Origin of the sequence: Hymenobacter sp. 102 (genome assembly GCF_049949205.1) — a bacterium.
Lineage (GTDB): Bacteria > Bacteroidota > Bacteroidia > Cytophagales > Hymenobacteraceae > Hymenobacter.
In genome coordinates, this window is record NZ_CP188172.1 from 1,706,105 (window position 1) to 1,730,953 (window position 24,849).

Annotated in this window: 22 protein-coding genes; 14 read left to right on the forward strand and 8 right to left on the reverse strand. The window is 60.9% G+C overall.

Annotated features, from left to right (window positions below; translation table 11 throughout):
- Nucleotides 1-40: 40 nt before the first annotated feature.
- Nucleotides 41-487: a D-aminoacyl-tRNA deacylase gene (gene dtd / locus ACN19L_RS07350; RefSeq protein ID WP_426492868.1), complete on the reverse strand. Its 447-nt coding sequence runs from the start codon at nt 485-487 to the stop codon at nt 41-43.
- A gap of 138 nt (nt 488-625) precedes the next feature.
- Between dtd and ACN19L_RS07355 the strand changes: the two genes are divergently transcribed.
- Nucleotides 626-2,113 carry a hypothetical protein gene (locus tag ACN19L_RS07355; RefSeq protein ID WP_426492869.1) on the forward strand — a complete coding sequence of 496 codons (1,488 nt, stop codon included), beginning with the start codon at nt 626-628 and terminating at the stop codon, nt 2,111-2,113.
- A gap of 8 nt (nt 2,114-2,121) precedes the next feature.
- On the opposite strand, the gene mltG is transcribed toward ACN19L_RS07355, so the two are convergent.
- Nucleotides 2,122-3,156: an endolytic transglycosylase MltG gene (gene mltG / locus ACN19L_RS07360; protein WP_426492870.1), complete on the reverse strand. Its 1,035-nt coding sequence runs from the start codon at nt 3,154-3,156 to the stop codon at nt 2,122-2,124.
- Nucleotides 3,157-3,351: 195 nt separating this feature from the next.
- Nucleotides 3,352-4,833, reverse strand: coding sequence for a helix-turn-helix domain-containing protein (locus tag ACN19L_RS07365; protein ID WP_226269806.1), 1,482 nt, complete (start codon nt 4,831-4,833; stop codon nt 3,352-3,354).
- A gap of 233 nt (nt 4,834-5,066) precedes the next feature.
- Here ACN19L_RS07365 and aceB point away from each other — a divergent pair, with 233 nt between their 5' ends.
- Together aceB and aceA are read left to right on the forward strand one after the other, a co-directional pair.
- Nucleotides 5,067-6,698, forward strand: a complete 1,632-nt coding sequence (gene aceB / locus ACN19L_RS07370; protein WP_426492871.1) for a malate synthase A — start codon at nt 5,067-5,069, stop codon at nt 6,696-6,698.
- Nucleotides 6,699-6,951: 253 nt separating this feature from the next.
- Nucleotides 6,952-8,238 carry an isocitrate lyase gene (aceA, locus tag ACN19L_RS07375; RefSeq protein ID WP_426492872.1) on the forward strand — a complete coding sequence of 429 codons (1,287 nt, stop codon included), beginning with the start codon at nt 6,952-6,954 and terminating at the stop codon, nt 8,236-8,238.
- 257 nt (nt 8,239-8,495) lie between these two features.
- Here the strand turns inward: aceA and ACN19L_RS07380 are convergent, their stop codons facing one another.
- A complete protein-coding gene (locus ACN19L_RS07380) occupies nt 8,496-9,218 on the reverse strand; it encodes a 2-phosphosulfolactate phosphatase (RefSeq protein WP_426492873.1) in 723 nt (240 codons plus the stop codon).
- 148 nt (nt 9,219-9,366) lie between these two features.
- Nucleotides 9,367-10,473, reverse strand: coding sequence for a glycine cleavage system aminomethyltransferase GcvT (gene gcvT / locus ACN19L_RS07385; protein ID WP_426492874.1), 1,107 nt, complete (start codon nt 10,471-10,473; stop codon nt 9,367-9,369).
- 194 nt (nt 10,474-10,667) lie between these two features.
- On the opposite strand from gcvT, the gene ACN19L_RS07390 reads away from it, so the two are divergent.
- Genes ACN19L_RS07390 through ACN19L_RS07400 form a run of 3 tightly spaced genes read left to right on the forward strand, consistent with a single transcriptional unit; the run spans nt 10,668 to nt 13,094 of the window.
- A complete protein-coding gene (locus ACN19L_RS07390; protein ID WP_426492875.1) occupies nt 10,668-11,036 on the forward strand; it encodes a CZB domain-containing protein in 369 nt (122 codons plus the stop codon).
- A 22-nt stretch (nt 11,037-11,058) separates the two neighbouring features.
- A complete protein-coding gene (locus ACN19L_RS07395; protein ID WP_426492876.1) occupies nt 11,059-12,600 on the forward strand; it encodes a sensor histidine kinase in 1,542 nt (513 codons plus the stop codon).
- 50 nt (nt 12,601-12,650) lie between these two features.
- Nucleotides 12,651-13,094 (forward strand): response regulator, encoded by a 444-nt coding sequence (locus ACN19L_RS07400; protein WP_426492877.1) that lies wholly within the window; start codon nt 12,651-12,653, stop codon nt 13,092-13,094.
- Nucleotides 13,095-13,218: 124 nt separating this feature from the next.
- Here the strand turns inward: ACN19L_RS07400 and ACN19L_RS07405 are convergent, their stop codons facing one another.
- Together ACN19L_RS07405 and ACN19L_RS07410 are read right to left on the reverse strand one after the other, a co-directional pair.
- Nucleotides 13,219-13,794, reverse strand: coding sequence for a ribonuclease HII (locus ACN19L_RS07405; protein ID WP_426492878.1), 576 nt, complete (start codon nt 13,792-13,794; stop codon nt 13,219-13,221).
- Between the two features lie 142 nt (nt 13,795-13,936).
- Nucleotides 13,937-14,179 carry a hypothetical protein gene (locus tag ACN19L_RS07410; protein WP_426492879.1) on the reverse strand — a complete coding sequence of 81 codons (243 nt, stop codon included), beginning with the start codon at nt 14,177-14,179 and terminating at the stop codon, nt 13,937-13,939.
- A gap of 455 nt (nt 14,180-14,634) precedes the next feature.
- Between ACN19L_RS07410 and ACN19L_RS07415 the strand changes: the two genes are divergently transcribed.
- From ACN19L_RS07415 to prfB, 8 genes are all read left to right on the forward strand, one after another.
- The gene (locus ACN19L_RS07415; protein WP_426492880.1) at nt 14,635-15,207 is read left to right on the forward strand and encodes an NUDIX domain-containing protein; all 573 of its coding nucleotides are present in this window, start codon (nt 14,635-14,637) and stop codon (nt 15,205-15,207) included.
- Nucleotides 15,208-15,309: 102 nt separating this feature from the next.
- The gene (locus ACN19L_RS07420; protein ID WP_426492881.1) at nt 15,310-16,122 is read left to right on the forward strand and encodes a lysophospholipid acyltransferase family protein; all 813 of its coding nucleotides are present in this window, start codon (nt 15,310-15,312) and stop codon (nt 16,120-16,122) included.
- A gap of 49 nt (nt 16,123-16,171) precedes the next feature.
- Complete coding sequence (gene gatC, locus ACN19L_RS07425; RefSeq protein WP_426492882.1) at nt 16,172-16,459, forward strand: Asp-tRNA(Asn)/Glu-tRNA(Gln) amidotransferase subunit GatC; 288 nt, start codon at nt 16,172-16,174, stop codon at nt 16,457-16,459.
- Between the two features lie 6 nt (nt 16,460-16,465).
- On the forward strand, nt 16,466-19,519 hold the full coding sequence (locus ACN19L_RS07430; protein WP_426492883.1) for a hypothetical protein: 3,054 nt from the start codon (nt 16,466-16,468) through the stop codon (nt 19,517-19,519).
- Between the two features lie 17 nt (nt 19,520-19,536).
- Nucleotides 19,537-20,256, forward strand: a complete 720-nt coding sequence (locus ACN19L_RS07435) for an ABC transporter ATP-binding protein (protein ID WP_426492884.1) — start codon at nt 19,537-19,539, stop codon at nt 20,254-20,256.
- 69 nt (nt 20,257-20,325) lie between these two features.
- Complete coding sequence (locus ACN19L_RS07440; RefSeq protein ID WP_426492885.1) at nt 20,326-20,874, forward strand: cob(I)yrinic acid a,c-diamide adenosyltransferase; 549 nt, start codon at nt 20,326-20,328, stop codon at nt 20,872-20,874.
- A gap of 167 nt (nt 20,875-21,041) precedes the next feature.
- Nucleotides 21,042-22,106 carry a branched-chain amino acid aminotransferase gene (locus ACN19L_RS07445; RefSeq protein WP_426492886.1) on the forward strand — a complete coding sequence of 355 codons (1,065 nt, stop codon included), beginning with the start codon at nt 21,042-21,044 and terminating at the stop codon, nt 22,104-22,106.
- 157 nt (nt 22,107-22,263) lie between these two features.
- A protein-coding gene (gene prfB / locus ACN19L_RS07450; protein WP_426492887.1) for a peptide chain release factor 2 occupies nt 22,264-23,341 on the forward strand; the annotation gives its coding sequence in 2 pieces (ribosomal slippage) (nt 22,264-22,323 and nt 22,325-23,341; 1,077 coding nt in all).
- Between the two features lie 71 nt (nt 23,342-23,412).
- Here prfB and ACN19L_RS07455 read toward each other — a convergent pair.
- A complete protein-coding gene (locus ACN19L_RS07455; protein WP_426492888.1) occupies nt 23,413-24,816 on the reverse strand; it encodes a RagB/SusD family nutrient uptake outer membrane protein in 1,404 nt (467 codons plus the stop codon).
- Nucleotides 24,817-24,849: the final 33 nt, after the last annotated feature.

A 24,849-nucleotide genomic window follows, 5' to 3' on the forward strand; every position in this document is an offset into this window, starting at 1 on the left:
AGAATGTAGGAGGGGAAAAGCGGGGCCGTAACCCGCCGGCTTACTCCGGCGAATCCAGCACAATGGTAACCGGGCCGTCGTTGAGCAGTTCTACCTGCATATCGGCCCCAAACTCGCCGGTAGCCACCGGGCGCCCCAGCAGTTTGCTCACCAGCTGCACAAACTGTTCATATAGTGGAATGGCCACTGGCGGTGGGGCTGCTCCGATGTAGCTGGGCCGGTTGCCTTTGCGGGCATCGGCCAGCAAAGTAAACTGACTGACCACCAGTATCTCCCCTTGAATATCCTGGACGGATCGGTTCATTTTACCTTCGTCGTCGCTAAAAATCCGCATCTGCACCAACTTGCGGGCCATCCAATCGAGGTGGGAGGCAGTATCATCGGGGGCGAAACCAGCCAGTACCAGCAGTCCGGGGCCAATCTGACCAGTTACGCGGCCTTCTACCGTCACGCGGGCGTGCCGTACCCGTTGAATTACAATGCGCATTCTGACTGCTGCTGCAAACTGGTGAATAAGTCAAATGAGGCCGCAAATACGGCGGTATTGGTCGGAATCGGCAATATTCACCAACAAAATACGGGGCCGGGTCGCAGCACACGGCCAACTGGCCCCGCCCGCGCCCGCATGAACGCCCGCCTTTACCTGTCCGCTCCCGCCTCGTGGCCGCTGTGGTGGCTGGCCGCAATGGCCCTGCTACTCCCGGTGCGGCTCTACGGGCTGGCCCACGCCGCCCTGCCCGATTACGATTCGGTGCGTAACTGGCAGATTGTGCAGGAAGTCAGCCACGGCCAGCTACGGCACCTGTTTCACCATGGCAGTCCGGCTTTTGCGCTGGTGTATGCGCCCGTGGCCTGGCTCACCACTGATTACCGGGTTTTTCAGCACCTGAATGCGCTGGTAGCCATTGCTGCCCTGGCTATTCTCAGCCGCCTGATTGCCCGGCTCACCCTGCTCTCCGACTGGCAAACCGGGCTGCTGCTGCTGCTGATGGGTAGCAGCGTGTTCCTCACGTTTTCGGGCCGCGACTTCACCATGAGCTCCTGGAGTTTACTGTGCTTTGCCGGCCTACTGAGCACATACTACGCGCGCCTGGCCCGGCCCGGGGCAATTACCTTGTACCGGACGGCCGGTTGGCTGGTGCTGGGGCTTTGCTTCAACTATAAATTTCTGCTCACGCTTCCCATCCTGGCCGTGCTGGAGTGGTGGCGGGCTGATGGGCTGCTGCTGCGCCAGGGCCATTGGTGGCGGGTACTGTTGCTGCTGCTGCTGCCCTACGTGGTACTGGGCGGCCTTGGCGTAATGGCTGGCTTGCGGTGGTACATGTGGCCGGCCATCTATTACAAAGTAGCCTTTCCGGATGCGGCCAACGCGGCAGGCCGAGGTGCCACGCTGCGGCCCGATTTTCTGTACTACTTACGCTACCTGTGGGATTTTGAATCGGGGTTGATATGGCTGGGGCTGCTAGGGCCACTAGGGCAGCTACGGAAGCTGCGGCGGGGCCAGCTGCTCTCCCCCGAGCTATACTTAGCCGGGTGGGGCTGGTGCTTGCTGGCAGGTATGTCGTTGCTGGTGAAGGCGCCGCGGGGGCTGCTGTGGGCGTACGGGCTATGGTATGCGTTGGCATTGCTGCAGTTGCGCCGGTTGCCAGCCTGGGTGCTGGTCAGTATCGTTACCGTTGCTATTGGGCTCAATCTGCACCGGATTCAGCAGCAGATCTACGCCTACTCTCCCAGCAGCTATCCGGCCGTGGCCGCCTGGCTGCGCACGCACGGCAACGGCCCCGTGGCCAGCACCGTGGGGCTGGGGCTGGCCCCATTCCGGCCCGCCACCGATACCGTGCGCGTGGTGATGCACGCGGCGGAGCTGGCGGCCCTGCGACAACGCGGCTACCGCTATGTGCTGCTGGATGCGTACTGGCGCGTGACCAACGTGGCGCACTTTGGGCCGCTCCGGCAACAGCCCGTACTGGCTGCCTGGCCCGAGCCGTTGCTCACCTCACCTCTGCTGTTTCTGGAGCATTCCGAATTTACCGGTCTCAGCTACCAGGAAACGCTCCGCCATCAGCAAGCGGCCCGGCAAGACTCCATACAGCTGCGGCTGTTGGCGCTGTAAAGTGGCTCTTACCGCTTAATGCCCAGGCTATCCAGCCGCTGCTGGTAGCGGCGGGCGTTCTGCTTGTGCTCGGCATACGTGGCCGCAAAATCGGAAAAGCCACTGCCATCGGGGCGGGCGCAGAAGAACACGTACTTGTGCTGAGCAGGCTTGAGCACGGCATCCAGGCTCTGGCGGTTGGCCGAGGTGATAGGGCCGGGCGGCAGGCCTTTGTGCTTGTACGTGTTGTAGGGCGAGTCCACCAGCTTGTCCTTGTTGAGCACGCGCTTTACCCCAAAGTTGCCGATGGCCCAGAGCAACGTAGGGTCGGCCTGCAGGCGCATGCCCCGGCGCAAGCGGTTAAGGTAGGCTCCGGCAATAAGGGGCTTATCGGTTTTCTGGGCGGTTTCGCGCTGCACGATGCTGGCCAGCACGTGCACTTCGGTGGGGCTGAGCTGCAATGAATCGGCGCGGCGGCGGCGCTCGGGCGTCCAGAAGCGGCGGTGAGTAGCAGCGGCCGAATCGAGGAACTGCCGGGCCGAGGTGTTCCAGAGGAGGCGGTAAGGCCCGGGCAGAAACAGGGTGAGAATGGTGGTGGTATCGAGCTGGTAGCGCCGCTGCAAATAGGCGTTGTCGCGCAGCAGCCGGCGCAGGCTCACGGAGTCGGTTTCGAGCTGACGGGCTACCTGCCGGGCCAGCTGGGGCTTATACTTGAAGGCATCGAGGGTGAAAGCCACCGTATCCTGCTCGCCCCGGCGCAGCATTTCTACCAGCGCCCGGTTGCCCATGCCCGGCCGCAGCAGATACCGGCCCGGCCGCACCTGGCTGGGGTACTCCTGCCAGCGCGCCACCCGGTCGAACATAGCCGTATCGTGCAACAGCTCGTACTTGCGCAGGGAGTCCAGCACCGCCCCATAGCCGGTGCCCGTGCGGATATACAGGTAGGCCGGCCCAAACGCCGAGTAACGCACGTTGGGCTTCCAGAGCACGTACCACGCCCCGCCCAGCCCCGCCAGCACGGCCACGCTCAGGGTCAGCAGGAAAATCAACCAGAATTTACGCAAGCGTCGAAGTTTAAAGAGTTGTCATTGCGAGCCGGAGGCGAAGCAATCCGTCCTGTACAGCGCGCAAACTGTCCGGGAACAACCAGCCATTCTTCGTAGTGGTGCCATTAGGCTTCCGAATAGGTCAGAATTGGGAGCCTGGGAAAGGACAGATTGCTTCGCCTCCGGCTCGCAATGACGCTGATACATTCTGCCCTACTGATTCACCAGCGCGGCTACGGCGGCTTCCAGCTCCTGCTGGCGCTGGCGGCGCTCAATTTCCACGGGGGCGGCGGCGCGTACTTCGCAGTTGGGTATGGTGCACCGCTCGCAGGTTTCGTTTACTTCCTTCTGCACAATGGCCGCATCGTCGAGGAAGCGCACCTTCTGGCGCAGGGTATCGTCGCAGAGCAGGCCTACGGTGACGCTCACGGCGGGCTCGGTGGCCGAGCCGGCGCGGGCCAGCGTGAGGCACAGGTACTCGTCGCCGTTAGGGTATAAGGAGCGTTGGGCGCCCAGCGTGTAGTTGGGCGCGTTGCTGGCGGGCTGCTGGCGCAGCTCGGCAATCAGGCGCAAAGAAATCCAGCGGCGGCAGTAGTGCTCGTGCAGCTCGTTGCCGTGGGGGTTGTGCAGGCGCGAGAGGTGCAGCTCCTTGGTGAGCTTGTAGGCCGCCGAGGAGTTGGCCTGGTCGAAGCGCAGGAAAAACAGGCTCTGGATGCCGAAGTGCCGGGGCAGCAGGTTGGTGATGCGCTGCATGAACATCTCCGGCGACACGGCATACTTCGTGAGCAAATCCAGCAGCAAGGCCGGCTCCCACTTTTTGGCGTTGAAAAACCGGGTGATGTCGCGCACCAGTGCTTCCTCCTCCATCAGCAGCGCGCCAGCAAAGTAGCTGGCCTTGAAGTTGTTGAGCACTTCCTCGAAGGAACGCACCGGGAACGAGGCATTCACGTAGGGCCGCTCCTTGAGGCCCACATAATTAAAGGCCACCTCCCGGCCCAGCACGAAGCCCTCCTGGGCCCCGCTCAGGCCCTGGCGCAGCAGCAGGCGGCGCTGCTTGGGCTGAAACACGGAGCGCAAACGGCCCAGGTGCACGTACTCGTCCAGCCCGGTGCGGTCGATGGTGTAGCCGTATTTCTGCACCAGCACCCGCTCCAGCTGGGTGCGGTCGAAGGGCGCGGCGGCCTGCAGCTTGTGTTCCACCAGAAAGGTGCGCACGTCCTGCTCCAGCTCCTCGAAATAGTTGTCATGCATCTCTTGGAAGGAGCGCAGCGCGGCTAGGAAGAAGTTTTCCTGGCGCATCTCGTAGTTGCGGGCAATTTCGAAGAGCGTGCTGATGAAGGCGTTCATCTTGGCCGGGGCGTCGGCAATCAGCTCCACAATGCGCAGCGGGTCCAGCCCGAACATATCCAGCGGAAACTCCTTCAGCAAATCCGACTGCAGCAGCTCGGAAATGGGCTCCAAGCGGCGGCTCAGCGTGAGAGAGGTGAGCTGGTCGTAGGTCACGCCCAGCACCTTGCTCAGGCTCAGAATCTTGTCGGCCTTGGGGTACTTCTTGCCTTTCTCAATCTCGTTGAGGTACGACACCGATACGTCGCAGGCGCGGGCCAGCTCGGCGGGCGTGAAGCCGCGCTCCTGGCGCAGCTCGCGCAGCTTCAGGCCAAAAATTAACCGGACAACCTGGCCGTGACTCAGCATGGAAAACGGGTGGTAAAGTACAAAGAGGGCAAAAGGGAGCAGCCGGGCTGGCCGAAGCGTGCTGTATTTGCACACGTGCCGCTGTTCCCCGCAATACTTCGCAAATCTACGCCTTTGGGGCCGTTCTTAAAAATTAGCGAATTTTCGCTTGTTATATAAAATTCGCTTTCGTACGTTTGAAGTGTTCACTCGGAACGCCTTTCCTATCTGCCACTTACCTAACCGCCTTGCTTATGTCGCCCTTTGCCGAACCGCAGACGCTGGTACCCTCGCCCACTTTTCTCACTCCCGAGCGGGTAAAGGTGCTGGGCAGCTTCTCGCCCGAGTACGCCGAAATCCTGACGCCCTCGGCCCTGGCCTTCGTGGCCGAGCTGCACCGCCGCTTCGACGCCACCCGCCGGGCGCTGCTGCAGCGGCGCGTGGAGCGGCAGCGGCAGTTCGAGGCTGGTCAGCTGCCCGACTTTCTGCCCGAGACCCGCCTCATCCGCGAAAAGCCCTGGACGGTGGCTCCCCTGCCCACCGATTTGCTGGACCGCCGGGTGGAAATTACCGGGCCGGTGGAGCGCAAAATGATTATCAATGCCCTGAACTCGGGGGCCAAGGTGTTCATGGCCGACCTGGAGGATTCCAACTCGCCCACCTGGGCCAACGTGGTGGAGGGCCAGCGCAACCTGCGCGACGCCGTGCGCCGCACCATCTCGCTGAGCACACCCACTAAGGAGTACCGCTTGAACGAGCAAACCGCCGTGCTGATGGTGCGGCCCCGGGGCTGGCACCTGCTGGAAAAGCACGTGCTGGTAGATGGGGAGCCCATCAGCGCCTCGCTGTTCGACTTCGGGCTGTACTACTTCCACAATGCCCATGAGCTATGCGCCCGGGGCACGGCCCCCTACTTCTACCTCCCCAAGATTGAAAGCCACCTCGAAGCCCGCCTCTGGAACGACGTGTTTGGGTTTGCACAATGGTCGTTGAAGCAGCCCAAATGCACCATCAAAGCCACCGTGCTGATTGAGACGCTGCCGGCCGCCTTTGAGCTGAACGAGATTTTGTGGGAGCTGCGCGAGCACTCGGCCGGCCTGAACTGCGGGCGGTGGGACTACATCTTCAGCTACATCAAGCGGCTGGGGCTGAACCCCGAATTCCGCCTGCCCAACCGCGCTGAGGTAACCATGACGGTGCCGTTTATGGCCGCCTACTCGCAGCTGGTTATCCAGACCTGCCACCGCCGGGGCGTGCACGCCATGGGCGGCATGGCCGCCCAGATTCCCATTAAAAACGACCCCAAAGCCAACGAAACGGCCCTGGAGAAAGTGCGCCAGGACAAAATCCGGGAGGCCCGCAACGGCCACGATGGTACCTGGGTGGCCCACCCCGGCCTGGTGCCAGTGGCCCTGGATGTGTTCAACGAGCTGATGCCTCAGCCCAACCAGCTGGACAATAAGCGCGACGACGTGCACGTCACGGCCCAAGACTTGGTGCGCGCCCCCGCGGGCCACATCACTGAAGCCGGCCTGCGCCTGAATATCGACGTGGCGGTGCAGTACCTGGAATCGTGGCTGCGGGGCAACGGCTGCGTGCCGATTTATAATCTGATGGAAGACGCCGCCACCGCCGAAATCAGCCGGGCCCAGGTGTGGCAGTGGCTGCACACGCCCGGCACCACCCTCGATGACGGCCGCCCCGTGACGGTGGAGCTGTACCGCAGCCTGGTGCCGCCCGTGCTGGAGCATATCCGCCAGCAGGTAGGCCCCGCCCAGTACGACGCCGGCCGCTACCTGGAAGCCGCCCGCCTGTTCGACCGGCTGGTGATGAGCGAGAAGTTCATCGAATTCCTGACCGTGCCAGCCTACGAGCAGTTGGCCTAGAACAACCAACTCCCCTCCTTGCAAAGGAGGGGACGCCGTGCCGAAGGCGCGGCTGGGGTGGTTGCTCCGCGTGCTGATGTTGTTTGGTTGAACGACCCCAACAACACGATTCAACGAGTCAACCACCCCTGACCCCTCCTTTACAAGGAGGAGAACAAAAACCTATTTCCAGCTTAAACAAGCCGCTTTGCCAGCCGGCCGGGCTGCGCTTTGCCTCCACTTTCCCTACCTCTTCCTTAAACCCCTTACCGCCATGAACAAGCAGGAACAGATTGCCGCATTGCAACAGGATTGGGCCACGAATCCGCGCTGGCGGGGTATTGAGCGGCCGTATTCGGCCGAGGACGTGCTGAAGCTGCGCGGCTCGGTGCAGATTGAGTACACGCTGGCCCGCCGCGGGGCCGAGCGGCTGTGGCAGCAGCTGCACACGGAGGAATACGTGGCCGGGCTGGGGGCCCTCACCGGCAATCAGGCCATTCAGGAAGTACAGGCCGGGCTAAAGGCCATTTACCTGAGCGGCTGGCAGGTGGCCGCCGACGCCAACGGGGCCGGCCACATGTACCCTGACCAAAGCCTCTACCCCGCCGACTCGGTACCCAGCGTGGTACGCCGCATCAACAACGCCCTGCTCCGCGCCGACCAGATTCAGAGCGTATCGGGTGAGGGCTCGGTGCACTGGCTGGTGCCCATCGTGGCCGATGCCGAGGCTGGTTTCGGGGGCAATCTGAATGCTTTCGAACTGATGAAGATGATGATTGAGGCCGGGGCCGCCGGGGTGCATTTCGAGGACCAGCTGTCATCAGCCAAGAAGTGCGGCCATTTGGGCGGCAAGGTGCTGGTGCCCACCCAGGAGGCCATCAACAAGCTGGTAGCCGCCCGCCTCGCCGCCGACGTGCTGGGCGTGCCCACGCTGGTAGTAGCCCGCACCGATGCCGACGCCGCCGACCTGCTCACCTCCGACGTGGACCCGCGTGACCAGCCCTTCGTGCTGCAGGAAGCCGAGCGGACCTCCGAGGGCTTTTTCCGGGTGCGCTGCGGCGTGGAGGCCGGCATTGCCCGCGGCCTGGCCTACGCCCCCTACGCCGACCTTATCTGGATGGAAACCTCCCACCCTGATCTGGAGCAGGCCCGCCAGTTTGCCGAGGGCATCCACGCGCAATTCCCCGGCAAGCTGCTGGCCTACAACTGCTCGCCCTCGTTCAACTGGGCCGCCAAGCTGAGCCCGCAGGAAATGAGCACCTTCCGCGAAGAGCTGGCCGCCATGGGCTACAAGTTCCAGTTTATCACCCTGGCCGGCTTCCACGCCCTCAACACCAGCATGTTCGAGCTAGCTACGGCCTACCGGGAGCGGGGCATGGCCGGCTACTCCGAGCTGCAGCAGCGCGAGTTTGCCCTCCAGCAGCACGGTTTCCGGGCCGTGAAGCACCAGGCCTTCGTAGGCACCGGCTACTTCGATGCCGTGCAGAACGTGGTAACCAGCGGCCAGGCCAGCACCGCCGCCTTGGTCGGCAGCACTGAGGAAGCCCAGTTTAATCACTGATTGAAACGGATTAGACGGATCAGACGGATTTTGTGGACGATTGTAGCACACGCTTTAGCTTGTGCCGGGCCCGGGCTTCGTGCACGATTGTAGCACACGCTTTAGCTTGTGTCGGGGCGCCGAATCCTGCTCAGAAATTGGGCTATCAACAAAACAGGCTTGCCGTGTGGCAAGCCTGTTTTGTTGTCTTCAAGAGGTAGAAGACGGTTCACGGCACAAGCTAAAGCGTGTGCCACATTACCTACTGATTGCAATGATTAGGCCGTGATGCGGCCGTTTTTGAACACGGGCGCTAGGTCGTACTCGTCTTGGCGGATGCAGAACTCCATGTCTTTGTGGGCTTCGAGGCTGTTGAGGCGGCGCACGTGGGCCGATTGGAGCAGGTAGCCGGCCAGGTCGGACTCGGCGGCGCGCCACAGGTCGAGGGCGGCCAGGGTGGCGTCGGAGCCGGTGGTGTCGAAATCGGCCTGCAGGCGGGCGGCCAGGGCCCCGCCGAACAGGGTGTCTTCGAGGCAGAACTTGCCTTTCCAGCCGGCACATACCACTACTACGTCCTTCTGCAGGCGGCGCAGGTGGTCGGCCACGGCCCCGAGGTTCAGGAACGCACCCACCACGATTTCATCGGCGGCGGCGGAGAGGTGCAGCGCGCGGGTACCGTTGGTGGTGGTAATGGCCACAGCCCGACCCCGTACGGGCACCACGCCATCGAGGTAGCCGAAGGGCGAGTTGCCCAGGTCCACGCCCTCGGCCTGGCGGCCGTCCCGCTCGGCGGCGGTGAGGTAGCCGGCTGCGGCCTGGGCCCGGCACGCCTCCAGCTCACTGAACGGCACCAGATGCGTAACGCCCTGGGCCAGCGCCGTGACGATGCTACTGGTGGCCCGCAGCACGTCCACCACCACCGCCACCTTACCGCGCAGGTCGTACAGCGGCAGCAGTTCGGGCGAGAAGCACACGTCGAGGGTGGGTAGTTGATTGGTCATTGGAGAAAGATTAAAAAACGTCATGCTGAGCGAAGGCGCAGCCGTAGCCAAAGCATCTCTACTGAGGGTAATCCAAGGAATTAGCCAGAGGTAGAGATACTTCGACTGCGGCTGCGCCTTCGCTCAGCATGACGAGTAATAGATTCGTTTACGCCTCCTCGGTGCCAGGCACGAAGGGGAGCTTGGTGACGGTGGCGGGCAGGTTTTTGCCGCGTACCTGCACAAAAATCTGGCTGCCGGGCTTGCTCAGCTCGGTTTTCACGTAGCCCAGGCCCACGCCCTTGCTCAGGCTCGGCGACTGGGTGCCGCTGGTTACTTCGCCAATTACCTCACCGGCCTCGTTCACCAGCGGGTAGTGGCTACGCGGGATGCCGGGGCCGTCCATCAGGAAGCCCACCAGCTTGCGCTCCACGCCGGCTTCCTTCTGGGCCTTCAGGCTTTCGGAGTTGGTGAAGTCCTTGGTGAATTTGGTAATCCAGCCCAGGCCGGCTTCCAGGGGCGAGGTCGTGTCGGTGATGTCGTTGCCGTAGAGGCAGTAGCCCATTTCCAGCCGCAGCGTGTCGCGGGCGCCCAAGCCGATGGGCTTGAGGCCGTAGGGCTGGCCGGCCGTCATGACGGCTTCCCATACCTGCTGGGCGTACTGGTTGGGCACGTACAGCTCGAAGCCGCCCGCGCCGGTGTAGCCCGTGGCCGAGATAATCACGTCGGGCGCGCCGGCGAAAGTGCCCTGCACGAAGGAGTAGTAGGGAATGGCCGAGAGGTCGGCGTCGGTGAGGCTCTGCAGAGCCGCCGTGGCTTTGGGGCCCTGCACGGCGAACAGGCTCATCTCATCCGACAGGTTCTGCATATCGGCGCCCTCGGTGTTGAACTGCTGAATCCAGGCCCAGTCCTTCTCGATGTTGGAGGCGTTGACCACCAGCAGGTAGTCTTCCTCGGCCAGCATGTACACCAGCAGGTCGTCCACGATACCGCCCTGCTGGTTGGGCAGGCAGCTGTACTGGGCTTTGCCGGGGCTGAGCTTGCTGGCGTCGTTGCTGGTTACGCGCTGAATCAGGTTCAGGGCGTGGGGGCCGCGCACCCGGAACTCGCCCATGTGCGACACGTCGAAGATGCCCACGGCCCGGCGCACGGTGTGGTGCTCTTCCAAATCGGAGGAGTAGCGCACGGGCATGTTGTAGCCCGCGAAGGGCACCATTTTGGCACCGAGCTGCTGGTGCACATCATTGAGCGGAACGGTTTTGAGCGACTCAGACATGGGGTGGAGTGAGGTTGGGAAGTGAATGGCCGGCCGCGCCGAAACGCCCGGAATTGGCCGGGCGAAAGTAGCCAATAATGCCCGGCCGGCCGCCCTGAATTCCGGTTATCTTTGTGGCCACCGTTCAGCTTGAGCCCTCATTTGCTCAGCAACCACTTCACCGGTTCGGTCCCCGTCACCGTATATTCCGTCGTATGACTGATGAACTGAAACAGGAGTTTGATGCTGCCCGCATCAAGCATCTGCTCTTTAAATCCAAGCTCCGTTCTTTTCTTTACGGTAGCAATACCGCCGAAGCACCCATCCGCGACCCGCAACAATGCTCCTTAGGGCACTGGATCAGCCAGTATCTACTGTCGCGCTACGGTTTCCTGCCCGAGAGTCAGCAGTTGGATGAGGTTCACAACCGGATTCATTTGGAGGCTAACCGCCTGATGGATGTAGCCCAGCGGGGCCAGCGCGACGAAGCCATTGACGGACTGGCCGAAATCAACCGCTTGGCCGACCAGATTACGCAGCTACTCCGTACGTTGGAGGAAAAAATCCGTACTGAACGTTTCTAGTTCGTACCGCTGCCGTCTCTGCATGAAGTTCAAGCTCTCCACCAAACTATTTGCGGGCTTTCTAATCATATCCGTGCTGTTTGCGGCGGTGGTAGCCATCAACTACCAGCTCTCCCGGGCTGTGCTGCGCAACTCCCAGCGTGTGGAACGGTCCCAGCGCATTACCGGGGAAGCCACTACCCTGCTGCGCAACATCATTGATATGGAAACCGGCTTTCGGGGTTACCTGCTCATCGGCAACGAGGTAGTGCTGGATTCCTACTACGAAGGCGAACGAAACCTGCTGGGCCGTTTTGCCCAGCTTCGCAACGAGCTGACCCTTGGCACGCCGCAGTATGAGCGCATGGTGCGGGCTCAGTATTTATTCCAGCAGTGGGCCGCTTATTCCCACTTGCTTATTGGAGAGAAGCGGGAAGCCATGCGCCGCAACCCTGACCAGATGGGCATCAACGGGCTGGAGCACAGCAACCTGACCACTGATCTGACCGGCAAAGTGCTCATGGATCAGATTCGGGTGCTGTTTACTGTGTTTGATCAGGAGGAAGCCGACATTCGGGTAAAACAGCGGGTAAAGCTCCAGAACAGCATCCGCGAAACCCGCATTCTATCGGTGAGCATCACGCTGGCCACTATTTTTCTGGGGCTGCTGTACGCCAGCTACATGGTGCGCCTGTTTTCCCGCCGTATTCGGGGCATGGTGCAGCAGGCCCAGCGCATTGCTAACGGCGACTATGGCACGCAGGTGCAGGATACCGCCGATGATGAGTTGAGCAAGCTGTCGGAGTCGCTCAACGTAATGACCGATACCATCAACATTAATATTCGGCAGTTGGAGCGCCGCAACCAGGAACTGGATCAGTTTGCCTACGTGGTATCCCACGATTTAAAAGCTCCCCTGCGGGGCATCGAAACGGCCTCGCGCTGGATTGAGGAGGACATGGGCCAGGGGCTGCCCGAGCACATTCGGGAGTTTCTGCTGCTGATGCGTACCCGCGTACGGCGCATGGAAAACCTCATCACCGGCATTCTGGACCTAGCCCGGGTGGGCCGCACGCCCCAGGCCGACGAGGCCGTATTCGTGCGCCAGCTTCTGCGCGAAATAATCGACTCCCTGGAGCTACCCGAAGGCTTTGAGGTGGAACTGCCCTTTTACCTGCCCACCATCCATACCAACCGGGTACAGCTGCAGCAGGTATTTACCAACCTCATCAGCAACGCCGCCAAGTATCATCATCAGCCCCGGCAGGGTGTAGTGCGCATTGGCTGCGTGGAGGGCCCTAAGTTCTATACGTTTTCGGTAGCGGATAACGGCCCGGGCATTGCGCCAGAGTACCATGAGCGGATATTCGTAATTTTCCAGACCCTGACGGAGCGCGACACCCTGGAAAGTACGGGCGTAGGCCTGGCCATTGTCAAGAAAATAGTGGAGCGACAAGGTGGATCTATTCATCTTGAATCAACTGAGGGCCAGGGGGCTACTTTTGTGTTCACCTGGCCTAAAGAGCCTGCCCGCCGGACCGAGGAAAATCAGAAAACCCGGTCCAAAGCCACCTTAGGGCGGTAATTACCGTATAGAATCCCGGCCGCAGATGGCCCCACCCGCGTTATCGTCTTATGAACCCTGAAGCCGAACAACCCAGCATCCTTCTGGTTGAAGATGACCAGATGGATATTATGAATGTGCAGCGGGAGCTGCGCAAGCACAATGTTGCCGTTCCGCTGTACATTGCACGCAACGGCCGCGAAGCCCTGAATATGCTGCGCGGTGAAGGCGGCCAGGAGCAGATTTCCAAACCCAGCGTAGTGATGCTTGACCTGAACATGCCCCGCATGAACGGCTTGGAACTGCTGGAGATTCTGCGCTCCGACCCCGATTTTGTGGGTCTCAATGTATTTATCACCACCACCTCCGACCTGGAAACCGACCGGCTGAAAGCCCAGGATTTGGCCGTTAGCGGCTATATCATCAAACCCCTGAGCTTCGAGAGTTTTGGGGAAGGCGGCACTTCCGTAGATGGATTCAGCCTGTTCCTGGACTTACTGCGCCTGAAGGAATAACGCCCCTCGCGCCCCTGCCGGCAACAGCAAAGGGCCTTTTTCCGGCGGCTCCGGTTACCACAACCGGAGCCGCTGGAAAAAGGCCCTTTGCCGTTGCTGGAAACAATGCCGGGCCTGCCTTCTCTTACAGCAGCCGAAAACCCATGCGGTGGTGCTCCGTGGGGCCTAACTCCCGGATGGCCGCCCGGTGCAGGGCTGTGGGGTAACCGGCATTCTGCTCCCAGCCATAGTGCGGGTGCTGCGCCGCCAATTCAGCCATCCGCTCGTCGCGGAAGGTTTTCGCCAGCACCGAGGCCGCCGCAATGGACCGGTATAGCCCGTCGCCCCCGATAATGCAGGTGTGAGGCAGTGTAGCATGAGCCCGAAACCGGTTGCCATCCACAAGTAGATGCGTGGGCATAACGCTGAGCTGAGCCACGGCGCGGTGCATGGCCAGGTAGCTGGCCTGGGCAATGTTTATGCTGGCTATTTCCGCGGGTGAGGCTTCGGCTACTGCCCAGGCTACCGCCTCCCGGCAGATTTCGGCGCGTACCAACTCCCGCCGCCGGGCCGTCATTTTCTTGGAGTCATTGAGGTAATGCGGCGCAAAATCCGGGGGCAGAATGACGGCCGCCGCGAAAACCGGTCCGGCCAGGCAGCCTCGCCCGGCTTCATCCAGCCCGGCTTCCAGCGGCTGGCCGGTGTACGAAACATGTAGCATTTCGCAAAAGTACGAGACGACGCAGCTCCGACCCTGCACTCAGTAGCAGCGAAACGGCAGAACGCCTCCGCGGTGGCCGTAGCACCCGCGGAGGCGTTCCAGTAGATACACGTTCCTGTGCCGCTAGCGGCCGGAACTTGCGTTAGTGGCGGCCAGCAGTAGATCCAGTATCTGTTGAGGGCGACTCGCCCCGCCGAAAACCCTGCTTGTCGCGCGGACCTTCGTCCAGGCTTTCATCCTCGTCGGTGGTGATGTACTCGTTGGTAGTGGGACCCAGGCCACCGGTATTTTGCTCCAGCGCGGCTTCGGCTTCGGCGTGTTTCAGGTTGAACAGAGGGTCGCCGGGTTGGGGTTGCGCAGATTGGTTTTTGGGTTGATTGGCCATACACAAAAAGGCAGCAGCCGGGAAGTAAACGACTGCCTTATGCTTGGTACGCGCCACTTTTATCCAGGGTTTGATGGCAGAGCTTACAGGATTTTGGGCCTTGGCCGTTGGCCGCCGCTGATTATCTGCTGGCGGGAAATAAAAAAGCCGCTACCCAGGGCAGCGGCCTTTTTCAACGCATTGGTCGGCAAAATATCATTCATCCACCCTACTCCTTTTTGCCGAAAGCCAACACTACGCGGTAGAAGCCTTCCTTTCCATAAACCCTACACGCGCTGCATTTATGTAATGAATCAAAGGTAATACGCCTTGTAGCCCCGCGCTGGCATACTTGCTCAATGGCGGCAGATTCCCGGCCAACGCTACCATCTACCGGATCAGTAGGCTGCCCAATTCGCACAGCCGCCGTTGTGCGCTACCTTTGCTGGTCCGTTACTTTACTTACACCGTACGCTATGAGCACCTTTGCGGCCCCGGAAATCGACGAAACCCACAACCCCTGGCAGGTTCATCACTCGGAAGTGAAATACCAGAACCCCTGGATTCGGGTACGGGAAGACCAGATAACCAACCCTGCCGGTAATCCCGGCATTTACGGGGTGGTATCCATGAAAAACAAAGCCCTGGGTATTATTCCGGTGGATGCCGAGGGCAATACCTGGCTGGTGGGCCAGTACCGCTACACTCTCAGTGAGTACAGCTGGGAAATTCCGATGGGCGGCGGGCCTGTGGAGCTGGATATTCTGGCCTCGGCGCAGCGGGAGCTGAAGGAGGAAACCGGTCTGCTGGCCCGTCGCTGGACCAACCTGATGCGCCTGCACACCTCCAACTCGGTGACGGACGAAGAGGGGTTCGTGTTTCTGGCCGAGGAGTTGGAGCAGGGTGAGGTAGAGCCGGAGGAAACTGAGGACCTGCGTTTGTGGAAACTTCCACTGCGCCAGGCAGTAGAGCTGGTTATGAGTGGCCGCATTACGGATGCCATCAGCGTGGCGGGTTTGTTGAAAGCTGCCCGCGTGCTGGGCGTGTAGGGCCTGCCCACCCGCCGCTGGAGTTCATGCAGTCCTCATGCACGCGGGGGGTACTTGGCCGGTTTCGTCGTATTCCGCTCCTTCAGCCGTATTTTTGTGCCTATGCCGCGCCTGCTTCGCTATATCGGTCATCGGTTATACACTACCTGGGCCACCTTTTGGTTTGTCATGCCCTTCGTGCTCACGTACCCGCTGCAGTGGTATCTGAGCCGCCAGCCGCAGCGCCACCGCTACCTGCACGCCCTCAACCGGCACTGGGCCCGGCTGTTCATCCGGATGTGGGGCGTACCGGTAGAAACCATTCGCGAGCAGCCACTGCCTGCCGGGCAGCCCTGCGTGTACGTGGCCAACCACAGCTCGTACATTGATATTCCGTTGCTGTTCCGCACCATTCCGGGCTGGCTGAACATTATGGGCAAAAGCTCCTTGGCCAACGTGCCGCTGTGGGGGCCCATTTTTGGCCGCACTTACATAACCGTGGACCGCAACAATGCCGTGAGCCGGGGCCGGGCCATGGTGCAGGCCCGCCGGACGCTGGAGGCCGGCCGCTCGGTGGTTATCTTTCCGGAGGGGCGCATCGGCCAGAACCCGGGCCAGCAGCTCGATGAGTTCAAGGACGGGGCTTTTCAGCTGGCCATTGCGGCCGGCGTGCCGGTGGTGCCCATCACCATGCCCCTGAACCACCGCTTCATGCCCGATGTTGATGGTCTGCGGGTCCGGTATTCGCCCTTGGCTATTATTGTGCACGCGCCCATTCCCACGGCTGGTCTTACCCCGGCAGATGCGCCCCGACTCAAACAGCAGGCTTTTTCCGTTATTGCCAGTGCGCTCCGCCCGGAGGCCGGTGGCATTCCGGAAGCCAGCACGTGGCGTCCGGAGCCGGCCCCGGCTCCGCGCAAAACCACGCGGGTGTAAGTCCGCGTTACTTTCCGTACTACGTTTTGACTTTTAGTTTTTCTTTTCTGTGAGCACCGACCTAACCACCCTGCGGGGCCTGGCCCATCTGGCCCGCCTCGAATTCGACGATACCAAGGAGCAGCAGATGCTCGGCGACCTGAACAAGATTCTGGATTGGGTTGACCAGCTCCGGCAGCTGAACACCGACGACGTGGAGCCGCTGGTGCACCTCTCGCAGGAAATCAACGTGCTGCGTTCCGATAACCCGCTGAACTCGGTCAGCCACCAAGCCGGTCTAAGCAACGCCCCGCGCAAGGACTCCGATTATTTCCGTGTACCCAAAGTGCTGGACTAACTCCTGGTGCCCATTTCCTTTGCTCCCCCCGCTTCGGCCCGCCCCGTCTGGTGGCGCGGGCCGTTGGCATTGCTGACCCTTTGTGCTGCGCTGGCCATACTGCTGGCTGGCTGGCACTACGCCACCGCTGAAGATGTAATACTGCCGGTTCGGCCGGTAGCGCAGCTTACACCCGTGCCCACTACCGTGGACTACGTTCCCATTGGGGTGGCCCGTATGCCGGTGCAGGCCAATGGCTACCTGGTTACGCACACCTGGGATGTGGCCGGGCCTTTTCTACGGCCGGAAGCAGCCTTTGCCCTCGTGGCCTTCCTGGGCGTGGCACTGGTTTACTTTCTGGCGGCCATCAGCCGGGCCGCCCGGCCGGTATTCGTTGCGGGCATGGCGTTGGTCATCTTCCTGTTGATGTCGCTCAACATTGATTTGCTGGGTCTGCTGGACAGTCAGGAACGGTATTTTCTGCTGCTGGCGCTGGCGGTGCTGGGCGGGCCCGCCTATTACTTTCACGCCTTCCGGCCCGCGGTTTCTTTCCCGGTGCGCTTGGGCAGTTTTACGGCACTGGTGGGGGGCTTGGGGCTTCTGCTGTTTCTGGGCAGCCCCAGTCCCGCCAGCGTTACGGCCTTGCACATCAGCGCCTTTTTCACGGCGGGCGGGGCCATTGCGTTTGCGCTGCTGGTGCTGTGGGTGGCCTTTGAGAATGTGCACGGACTATTGTGGCTAAATACCCAGGCCGATACACCGACCGGCCGGTTCGGGCTCTGGCCCTTTTTGCTGGCCAGCTTTCTATACCTGGGTACGCTACTGCTGTACTACCTCAACCAAAACGAGACGGTGCTGCTGCCGGGCCTGCACCTCGACCCCTATGTGCTGCTGCTGCCGGCAGTACTGGTAGCGGCCCTCAGCTTCGGACGGCGGGCCCGTACGTTTCAGGAGTGGCTGCCCGCTTCTGAAGCAACCATGCTGTATGGGGCGCTGGTACTGCTGGCCGCCGCCACGCTGGGCTACGCCTTGGCTACCGCCAACGACCCGCTGCTGCAAGCCGGCCGCGACTTCACGGTGCTGGCTTTTCTGGGGGTAGGCGCGGCCTTCCTGCTGTATGTATTGCTCAATTTTGCGCCGTTGCTCCGCCAGAAGCTGCCGGTGTACCGGGTAGTGTTTGAGCCCCGCCGGTTTCCGTTCTACGCCATGTACGTGCTGGGTATTGCGGTGGTCGTGGTGGTAGCCCAGCGCAACGGCTTCTTCGTGCTCGACCAGGTACAGGCAGCTTCCTTCAACAATCTGGGCGACCTGGCCCGGCTGGAAAGCGAGACCAACCCCGAGGATATGGCGCAGGCATTGCTGGCGGAACGGTACTACGCCGAGAGCGACGTACTGGATCAGCATAACCACAAAGCCAGTCTGGGCCGGGCCGCGCTGTACCGGTTTCGCCTGCAGCGGCAAAACGAAATTAACATCCTGCGTCGCGCCCTGGCCCGGCGGCCCTCCGAGCGGATTTCCTTGCGGCTGGCGGCTTTATACAACGAGCCATCGGACTTTTTTGACCGGCTGAGCGTACTGCGGGAAGCTCTGAAAGCCACCCCAGGCAGTGCGGCTCTAAACGGCGACCTGGCCCAGTTGTACACTCGCTCCACCCTCTCCGATTCCGTTGACTTCTACCAGGCCCGGGCCGAGGCGGCCGCTCCCGGAAACCCCGTATTGCAGGCCAACCGACTAGCCGCCCTTATCCGCCAGCAGCAATGGTCCCAGGCCCGGAAGTTGGCCCAAGCCGCTGCCACCTCTCCCGATGCGGCCCTACGCAGCAACGCCTTGCTACTGGCGCAGCTGACCGGGCAGCCCGCTCCAAGCCCATCTGCCCCCGATACTGCCCGTGTGCTGTCCGTAGCCGGCTTCGCACGGCTGTACCACGAGGCCCTGGCCCGGGCAATGCGCCAGGACACTTCCTTACTACCCGTTTTCCCCCGCCTGCTGGCCCAGCCGGCCAATGAAGCCTATCAGGACCAGTTGCTGTTTCTGCGGGCATTTACGCAGCATCTGGGCGGGCAGCCGGTAGCCGCCCAAATCACCCTGGCTCCGCTAGCCACTGGCTCCAGCCCCGCCGCCGCCTATTATCAGCAGTTACAAGGTCTGTGGCTGCTGCAGCAAGGACTACCCGCCCCGGCAGCCGCACGCTTGCAGGAAGCCCGCCAATCCGGAGCTGTTACCGCCGCGCTTCCGCAGGCCTTTGCCCTGGCCCTCAACAGCCAGCCCGATTCGGCCCGGCAAGTAGCTGGCCGGGTACTGGCTTCGGCAGAAACGGACAGTCAAAAAATGGCCCGTCAACTCCTGACGGTACTGGAGCCCGATTTCCGTACCCGCTACGAGCAGGCGTCCGATTCGCTCCGTGCTCAGTTTTTGGTGCTTCGGGGAGATGAGCTGCCGGCAGCCGAGCTACTCCCCGCGGCCGCCCAAATTACCACGCCAGCGTTGCGGTCAGCGGCTTTACTGGCGCAGCTACCAAGAGCATTGCAGCAGGGCCAGCTACCGGCAGTGCAGCGCTTCCTGGAGCGGTATGCCCCGGCCGTAACGGCCGCTGCAGCCTCTCCCTGGAACGTTCTGCGCGGCGAGACCTATGTGCGTGCCCGGCAGTGGCCGGCCCTCCGGCAGTTGGTGCAGCGCGGCCGTTTTACCGGCTTCGACCGGTTCCAGGCCCTGTACTTCCGGGCGGCGCTGGCCCAGGCTACGCAGCAGCCCCGGCAGGCAGCCCGCCTCTACGCGCAGCTAGCCCACCAGGCCCCGTTCGTGGAAAACGGCTTAGTAGCTGCTGCTGCTTTCTACGCGGCCCGGCACGATGTTAATCTGGCGTACAACACCTTATTGCGTGGTATCGACTATAACCCCACCTCCGTTCCGCTGCTGAAAGCCTACGTACTGGCATCCATTCCGGTGGGCCTCACCGAATATGCCCAGTCCCCGCTCTACCGCTTGGGCACGTTGCTTTCCCCCGCAGATTACGCTACCTTTCGTACACAGTACGAGACCCGGCGTGCGGCTCGTGCAGCCGCCACCGCCCCCTGGAACTAACCCCTGGCCTTTCGGATATGCTGCCTCCCGTTATCCAAACCACTGATATTTCCAAGGTCTACCGGATGGGGACAGAGGAAATTCACGCGCTTCAGTCGGTATCCATCACCATCCAGCGCGGCGAGTACGTTGCCTTCATGGGCCCTTCGGGTTCGGGTAAATCCACCCTCATGAATATTGTGGGCTGCCTGGATACCCCATCGGGCGGAGAATACATCCTCAATGGCAAAAACGTCAGCAACATGACGGATAACCAGCTGGCGGATGTGCGCAACAAGGAAATCGGCTTCGTATTTCAGTCCTTCAATCTGCTGCCCCGCGCTACGGCCCTCGATAACGTGGCCCTGCCCCTGATTTACGCCGGTTACGGCAAAAGTGAGCGGCAGGAAATGGCCCGCGAAGCTCTGCGCAGCGTAGGCCTGGCTGAGCGTGCCCTGCACAAGCCCAATGAGCTGTCTGGCGGGCAGCGCCAGCGCGTAGCCATTGCCCGGGCCTTGGTCAACAACCCCAGCATTATCCTGGCCGACGAACCCACCGGGGCCCTGGATACCCGTACCAGCCACGAGATTATGGAGCTGTTTGAGGCTTTGTACGTACGTGGCAACACTATCATTATGGTAACTCACGAGGAGGACATTGCCCGCCACGCCCACCGTATTGTGCGCCTGCGCGACGGACTGGTGGAAACTGACGTTGTCAACCACGAAGTGGCCACCCAGCAACTGGCCGGGCAGTAAGGCCTCGAAAACCAACATTTCCGGCCGTTGCAGGTAGTATAGCTTTCCATTCCAGTTTCTACTCCTCGCTTGAAGATATACACCAAAACCGGCGACAAAGGCCTGACCTCCCTTATTGGCGGGACCCGCGTGCCCAAATCCAGCCTGCGCATTGAGTGCTACGGCACCGTGGATGAACTCAACTCCTACATCGGGCTGGTGCGCGACCAGGAGGTAAATGCTGCCCGCCGCCCGATGCTCAAGGAAATTCAGGACCGGCTGTTCACCGTTGGGGCTTCCCTGGCCTCTGACCCCGACAAGTCGAAGATGAAGATTCCGGACCTGCACGCCGAGGATATTACCCTGCTGGAACAGGAAATGGACCGCATGAACGCCGGGCTGCCTGAGTTGCGCGTGTTTGTGCTGCCGGGCGGGCACCAGTCGGTTTCCTTTGCCCACGTGGCCCGCTGCGTGTGCCGCCGCGCTGAACGGCTGGTCATCCATCTGCAGGAAGACTCCTTCGTGGCCGAGCTGGTGGTGATGTACCTCAACCGCCTCTCCGATTACCTGTTCGTACTGAGCCGGCAAATGGCTCACGAGCTGCAGGCCGAAGAAGTAAAGTGGGAACCCCGCCTCTGATACTGGGCACCATCCCAGACTAACAAGTGTTCGGAAGAAAATCCGCACCTTTACCTACCGTTCCGCTACCACCTCCCCCACCCGCTTCGGCACTTCGCTTTCCGCTTCCTTTCTGGCAGTGAGTAGTGCGGCAGTGCCTTCACCTCCTTCTCCCACCCCCACCTTTTATGATTGACGCCTTGACCATTTCTACGAAGCGCACTGCCGCCTCCCGCCTACCCGAAGTGGATTTCAACCATCTGGATTTCGGTAAAACCTTCGCCGACCATATGCTGGTAGTGGACTATCAGGATGGAGAGTGGCAGGAGCCCCAGATTGTGCCTTACGGCGACATGCTGGTGAGCCCCGCCAACTCGGCCCTGCACTATGGGCAGGCCATTTTCGAGGGCATGAAAGCGTATAAAAACACGGAAGACGAAATTTTCATCTTCCGCCCGCTCGATAATCTGCAGCGCCTGAATGCCTCCGCCGAGCGGATGTGCATGCCGGCCGTACCGGAGGAAATCTTCATGCAGGGCCTGCGGCAGTTGATTCAACTGGATGCCGAGTGGGTACCTAGCTTCGCGGGCAGCGCCCTGTACATTCGCCCTTTCATGTTCGCTACCGATGGTATGCTGGGCGTGCGCCCCTCCGATTCGTACCGCTTCATGATTATTACCTGCCCCGTTGGCCTGTACTACAACAAGCCGCTGCGGGTGCGTTTTGAAGAAAAATACGTACGCTCGGCCGAGGGCGGTGCGGGCTTCGCTAAAAACGCGGGCAACTACGGCGCGGCCATGTACCCCACCAAGCTGGCCCAGCAGGAAGGCTACAACCAGCTCATCTGGACGGATGCCTCCGAGCACAAGTACGTGGAGGAATCCGGCACGATGAACGCCATGTTCGTTATTGATGGCCGCCTGATTACCCCGGCCCTGAGCACTTCTATTCTGGATGGCATTACCCGCCGCAGCGTGCTGCAGCTGGCCCACGACTGGGGCATGCCGGTGGAAGAGCGCAAGGTTTCAGCCCTGGAGATTCTGGAAGCGCAGGCCAACGGCACGCTGCAGGAAGCTTTTGGCGTAGGCACCGCCGCCACCATTGCTCCCATGGCCGTCATCGGCTACCAGGGCCAGGATTACGAACTGCCCGCCGTACCCGCCGATGCCTTCTCCCAGCGCGTATCGGCCGCCCTGGCTGCTATTCGGAGCGGGGAAGCCACCGATACCCACGGCTGGATGGTGCGCGTGTAGCCCCGTTTCAGCAGCCCGCAAAAACGGAGCGTACCCGGCGGGCACGCTCCGTTTTTGCGTTCCGGCCCATTCCTCCCCGATTTCTTCCCACCTTTACACCGCTGTTCCGGCCGCCTCGGCCAGGAAAGCAGTTCTCATTCATTCACGCATTTTTTCCATGACCCACGATCAGGTGAAGGAGTTGAAGGGCCGCGCTGAGGCCCTGAGGAGGTATCTTTGACTACGATGCCCGCAAAGCGCAGGTAATTGCCACCGAACAGCAAACTACGGCCCCCGGTTTCTGGGACGACTCCAAGAAAGCCGAAGCCACCATGAAGGAAATCAAGGCCATCAAGGTCTGGACTGACGACTACGAGGTCGTAGAAAAGCTGCTTGGCGACGTGGAAGTTCTCTATGACTTCTACCGGGAAGGCGACGTTTCGGAAGACGAGATGCAGCGCGAGTTCACTACCGCCGAGCAGGCGGTAGAGCGCCTGGAGTTCAAGCGTATGCTATCTGACGAAGAAGACCAGTTGTCGGCTATTCTGGAAATCAACCCTGGAGCCGGCGGCACCGAAAGCCAGGACTGGGCCGAAATGCTCATGCGCATGTACATCATGTGGGGCGAGAAGCAGGGCTTCACTGTGCGGCAGGTCAGCTACCAGCCGGGCGAAGGAGCCGGCATCAAATCGGCCGCGCTGGAAATAGACGGGCAGTTCGCTTACGGCTACCTTAAGAGCGAAATCGGGGTACACCGATTAGTTCGAATTTCCCCCTTCGACAGCAGCGGCCGGCGCCACACGTCGTTTGCTTCCGTATTCGCCTACCCGGTCGTCGATGATACCATCGACATCCAGATCAACCCCGGCGACATTACCTGGGATACTTACCGCGCCGGTGGGGCTGGTGGACAGAACGTAAACAAGGTGGAAACGGCCGTGCGCCTCAAACACGCTCCTTCCGGCATCGTCATCGAGTGCCAGATTGAGCGGAGCCAGCTCATGAACAAGGAGCACGCCCTACGCATGCTCAAGTCCCGCCTCTACCAGCTGGAGCTGGACAAGCGCAACGAAGCCCGGGCCGTGGTGGAAGCCGGTAAAAAGCGCATCGACTTCGGCTCCCAGATCCGCAACTACGTGCTGCACCCCTACAAGCTCGTCAAAGACCTGCGCACCAGCATCGAGCGCACCGACGTGCAGAACGTGCTGGACGGGGATTTGGAGGAGTATATCAAGGGGTACCTGATGCAGAATTAGCTTCAAAGCCCAGACGTAAAAAAAGCCCCGGACATATGTCCGGGGCTTTTTTTACGTCTGGGCTTTGAAGCTTATGGGTTAGTAACATCCCAGGCCTTCTCGGCAGCAGGCTTGGGCATGTTTGCAATCAGGTTATAGGGGCTGGCACTAAAGGCCAGCGTCTGGCGCGGCGTGGAAGCAGGGTCCACCGTTACAACCGGCTTCAGGCGGTTTGTACGCCGCAAGTCCACGAAATAGTGTCCTTCGAAGAACAACGAATACCGGCGCTGCTTAATAATCTCGTCCATGGCTTTAGCCACCGATGTGAACGTTCCGGCTGGCAAAGCCGGCAAATTACCAGCCCGGGTACGAATGATGTTCACATCAGTCAATGCACCGGGCAGGTTTCCGCTATTGGCTTTAGCCTCAGCTGAAATCAGCAGCAGCTCTTCATTGCGAATGATATCCAGCGGTGTCGTATTCGTAGGAAACAAACGGGACTCGTAGGCAAGCGAGATGCCGCCTGTCACACGCGGAGTAGTGCGCAGTGCCACCTTAGACAAGCGGGCATCCCCGGCCTCTGCTTCCGTTACGAAATTATCCGGCACCCCGATTACGTTGGAACCCGTGTTATTTGAAACCTGGAAGTATGCATTACCGGCGTCGCCTGCAATGGCGGGATTGTAGGTAATTTTTGGTCCCGTTTTCAGGTCGCCGGTAGGGCTGATAAATGAGGTGCCAAGCGCCGTAAGCGCGCCGCTATAATCGCCTTGGTACAAGGCCACGCGGGCCGCTAATCCTCGGTTAAACTGCTTGAACGTAGCGGGTGTGTTAAAGCCAGTATACCCGGAAGATAGCGAGAATCCAAAGCTGCTGCCTGCTTGATCCAATTCAGTTGCTCCTTGATCGAGCAGTTGCCGGATATTGGTCAAAGCCTCGGCAGGTGTTACAAATTTGCCGGGTCTCAGCGGATTGTCTACGTCAATACGAATGCCGTTGGCTCCTTGCATGTTTAGTAACAGCAGCTTGGATAAAGCTTCGTACGTATGGGTGAACCCAGCTATTCCCTGCCTCTGTTCGGCGTTAACAGCTTGGCTGTTGGCCGCTGACTCTCGGTAAATCTGCGCGGCCCGACGCGTTTGGGACAGCGGGGTGTAGTAACCATTATAGTAAGCCGCATCATCCAAGGTTGTACGTGTACCCTGTAGTTCGCCGTACCATCTGGATTCAGTAGAGGCCAGGATTGTAACCTCCCGGCCCAGTGTGCCAGCCAACCAGTTGTACGGGGCATTGCCCGTATGCGCGTTACGCAATGAGGCCTCAACGCCCACAGCCAACGCATCAAGCTGTGCCTTGCTGGCATTGTTCAGCACCGAGCCTAGGCTGGGATTGTTAGGATCTTCAACGGGGTCCACCTCAAAGAAACCACAGGAGGTAGTGCTCAATAGCGCCGCTGCACACGCAGCAGCCACTAGCTTATGACGGAAATATTGCATGATGGAGAAACTCAGGAGTGAGGAGAAGGAAAG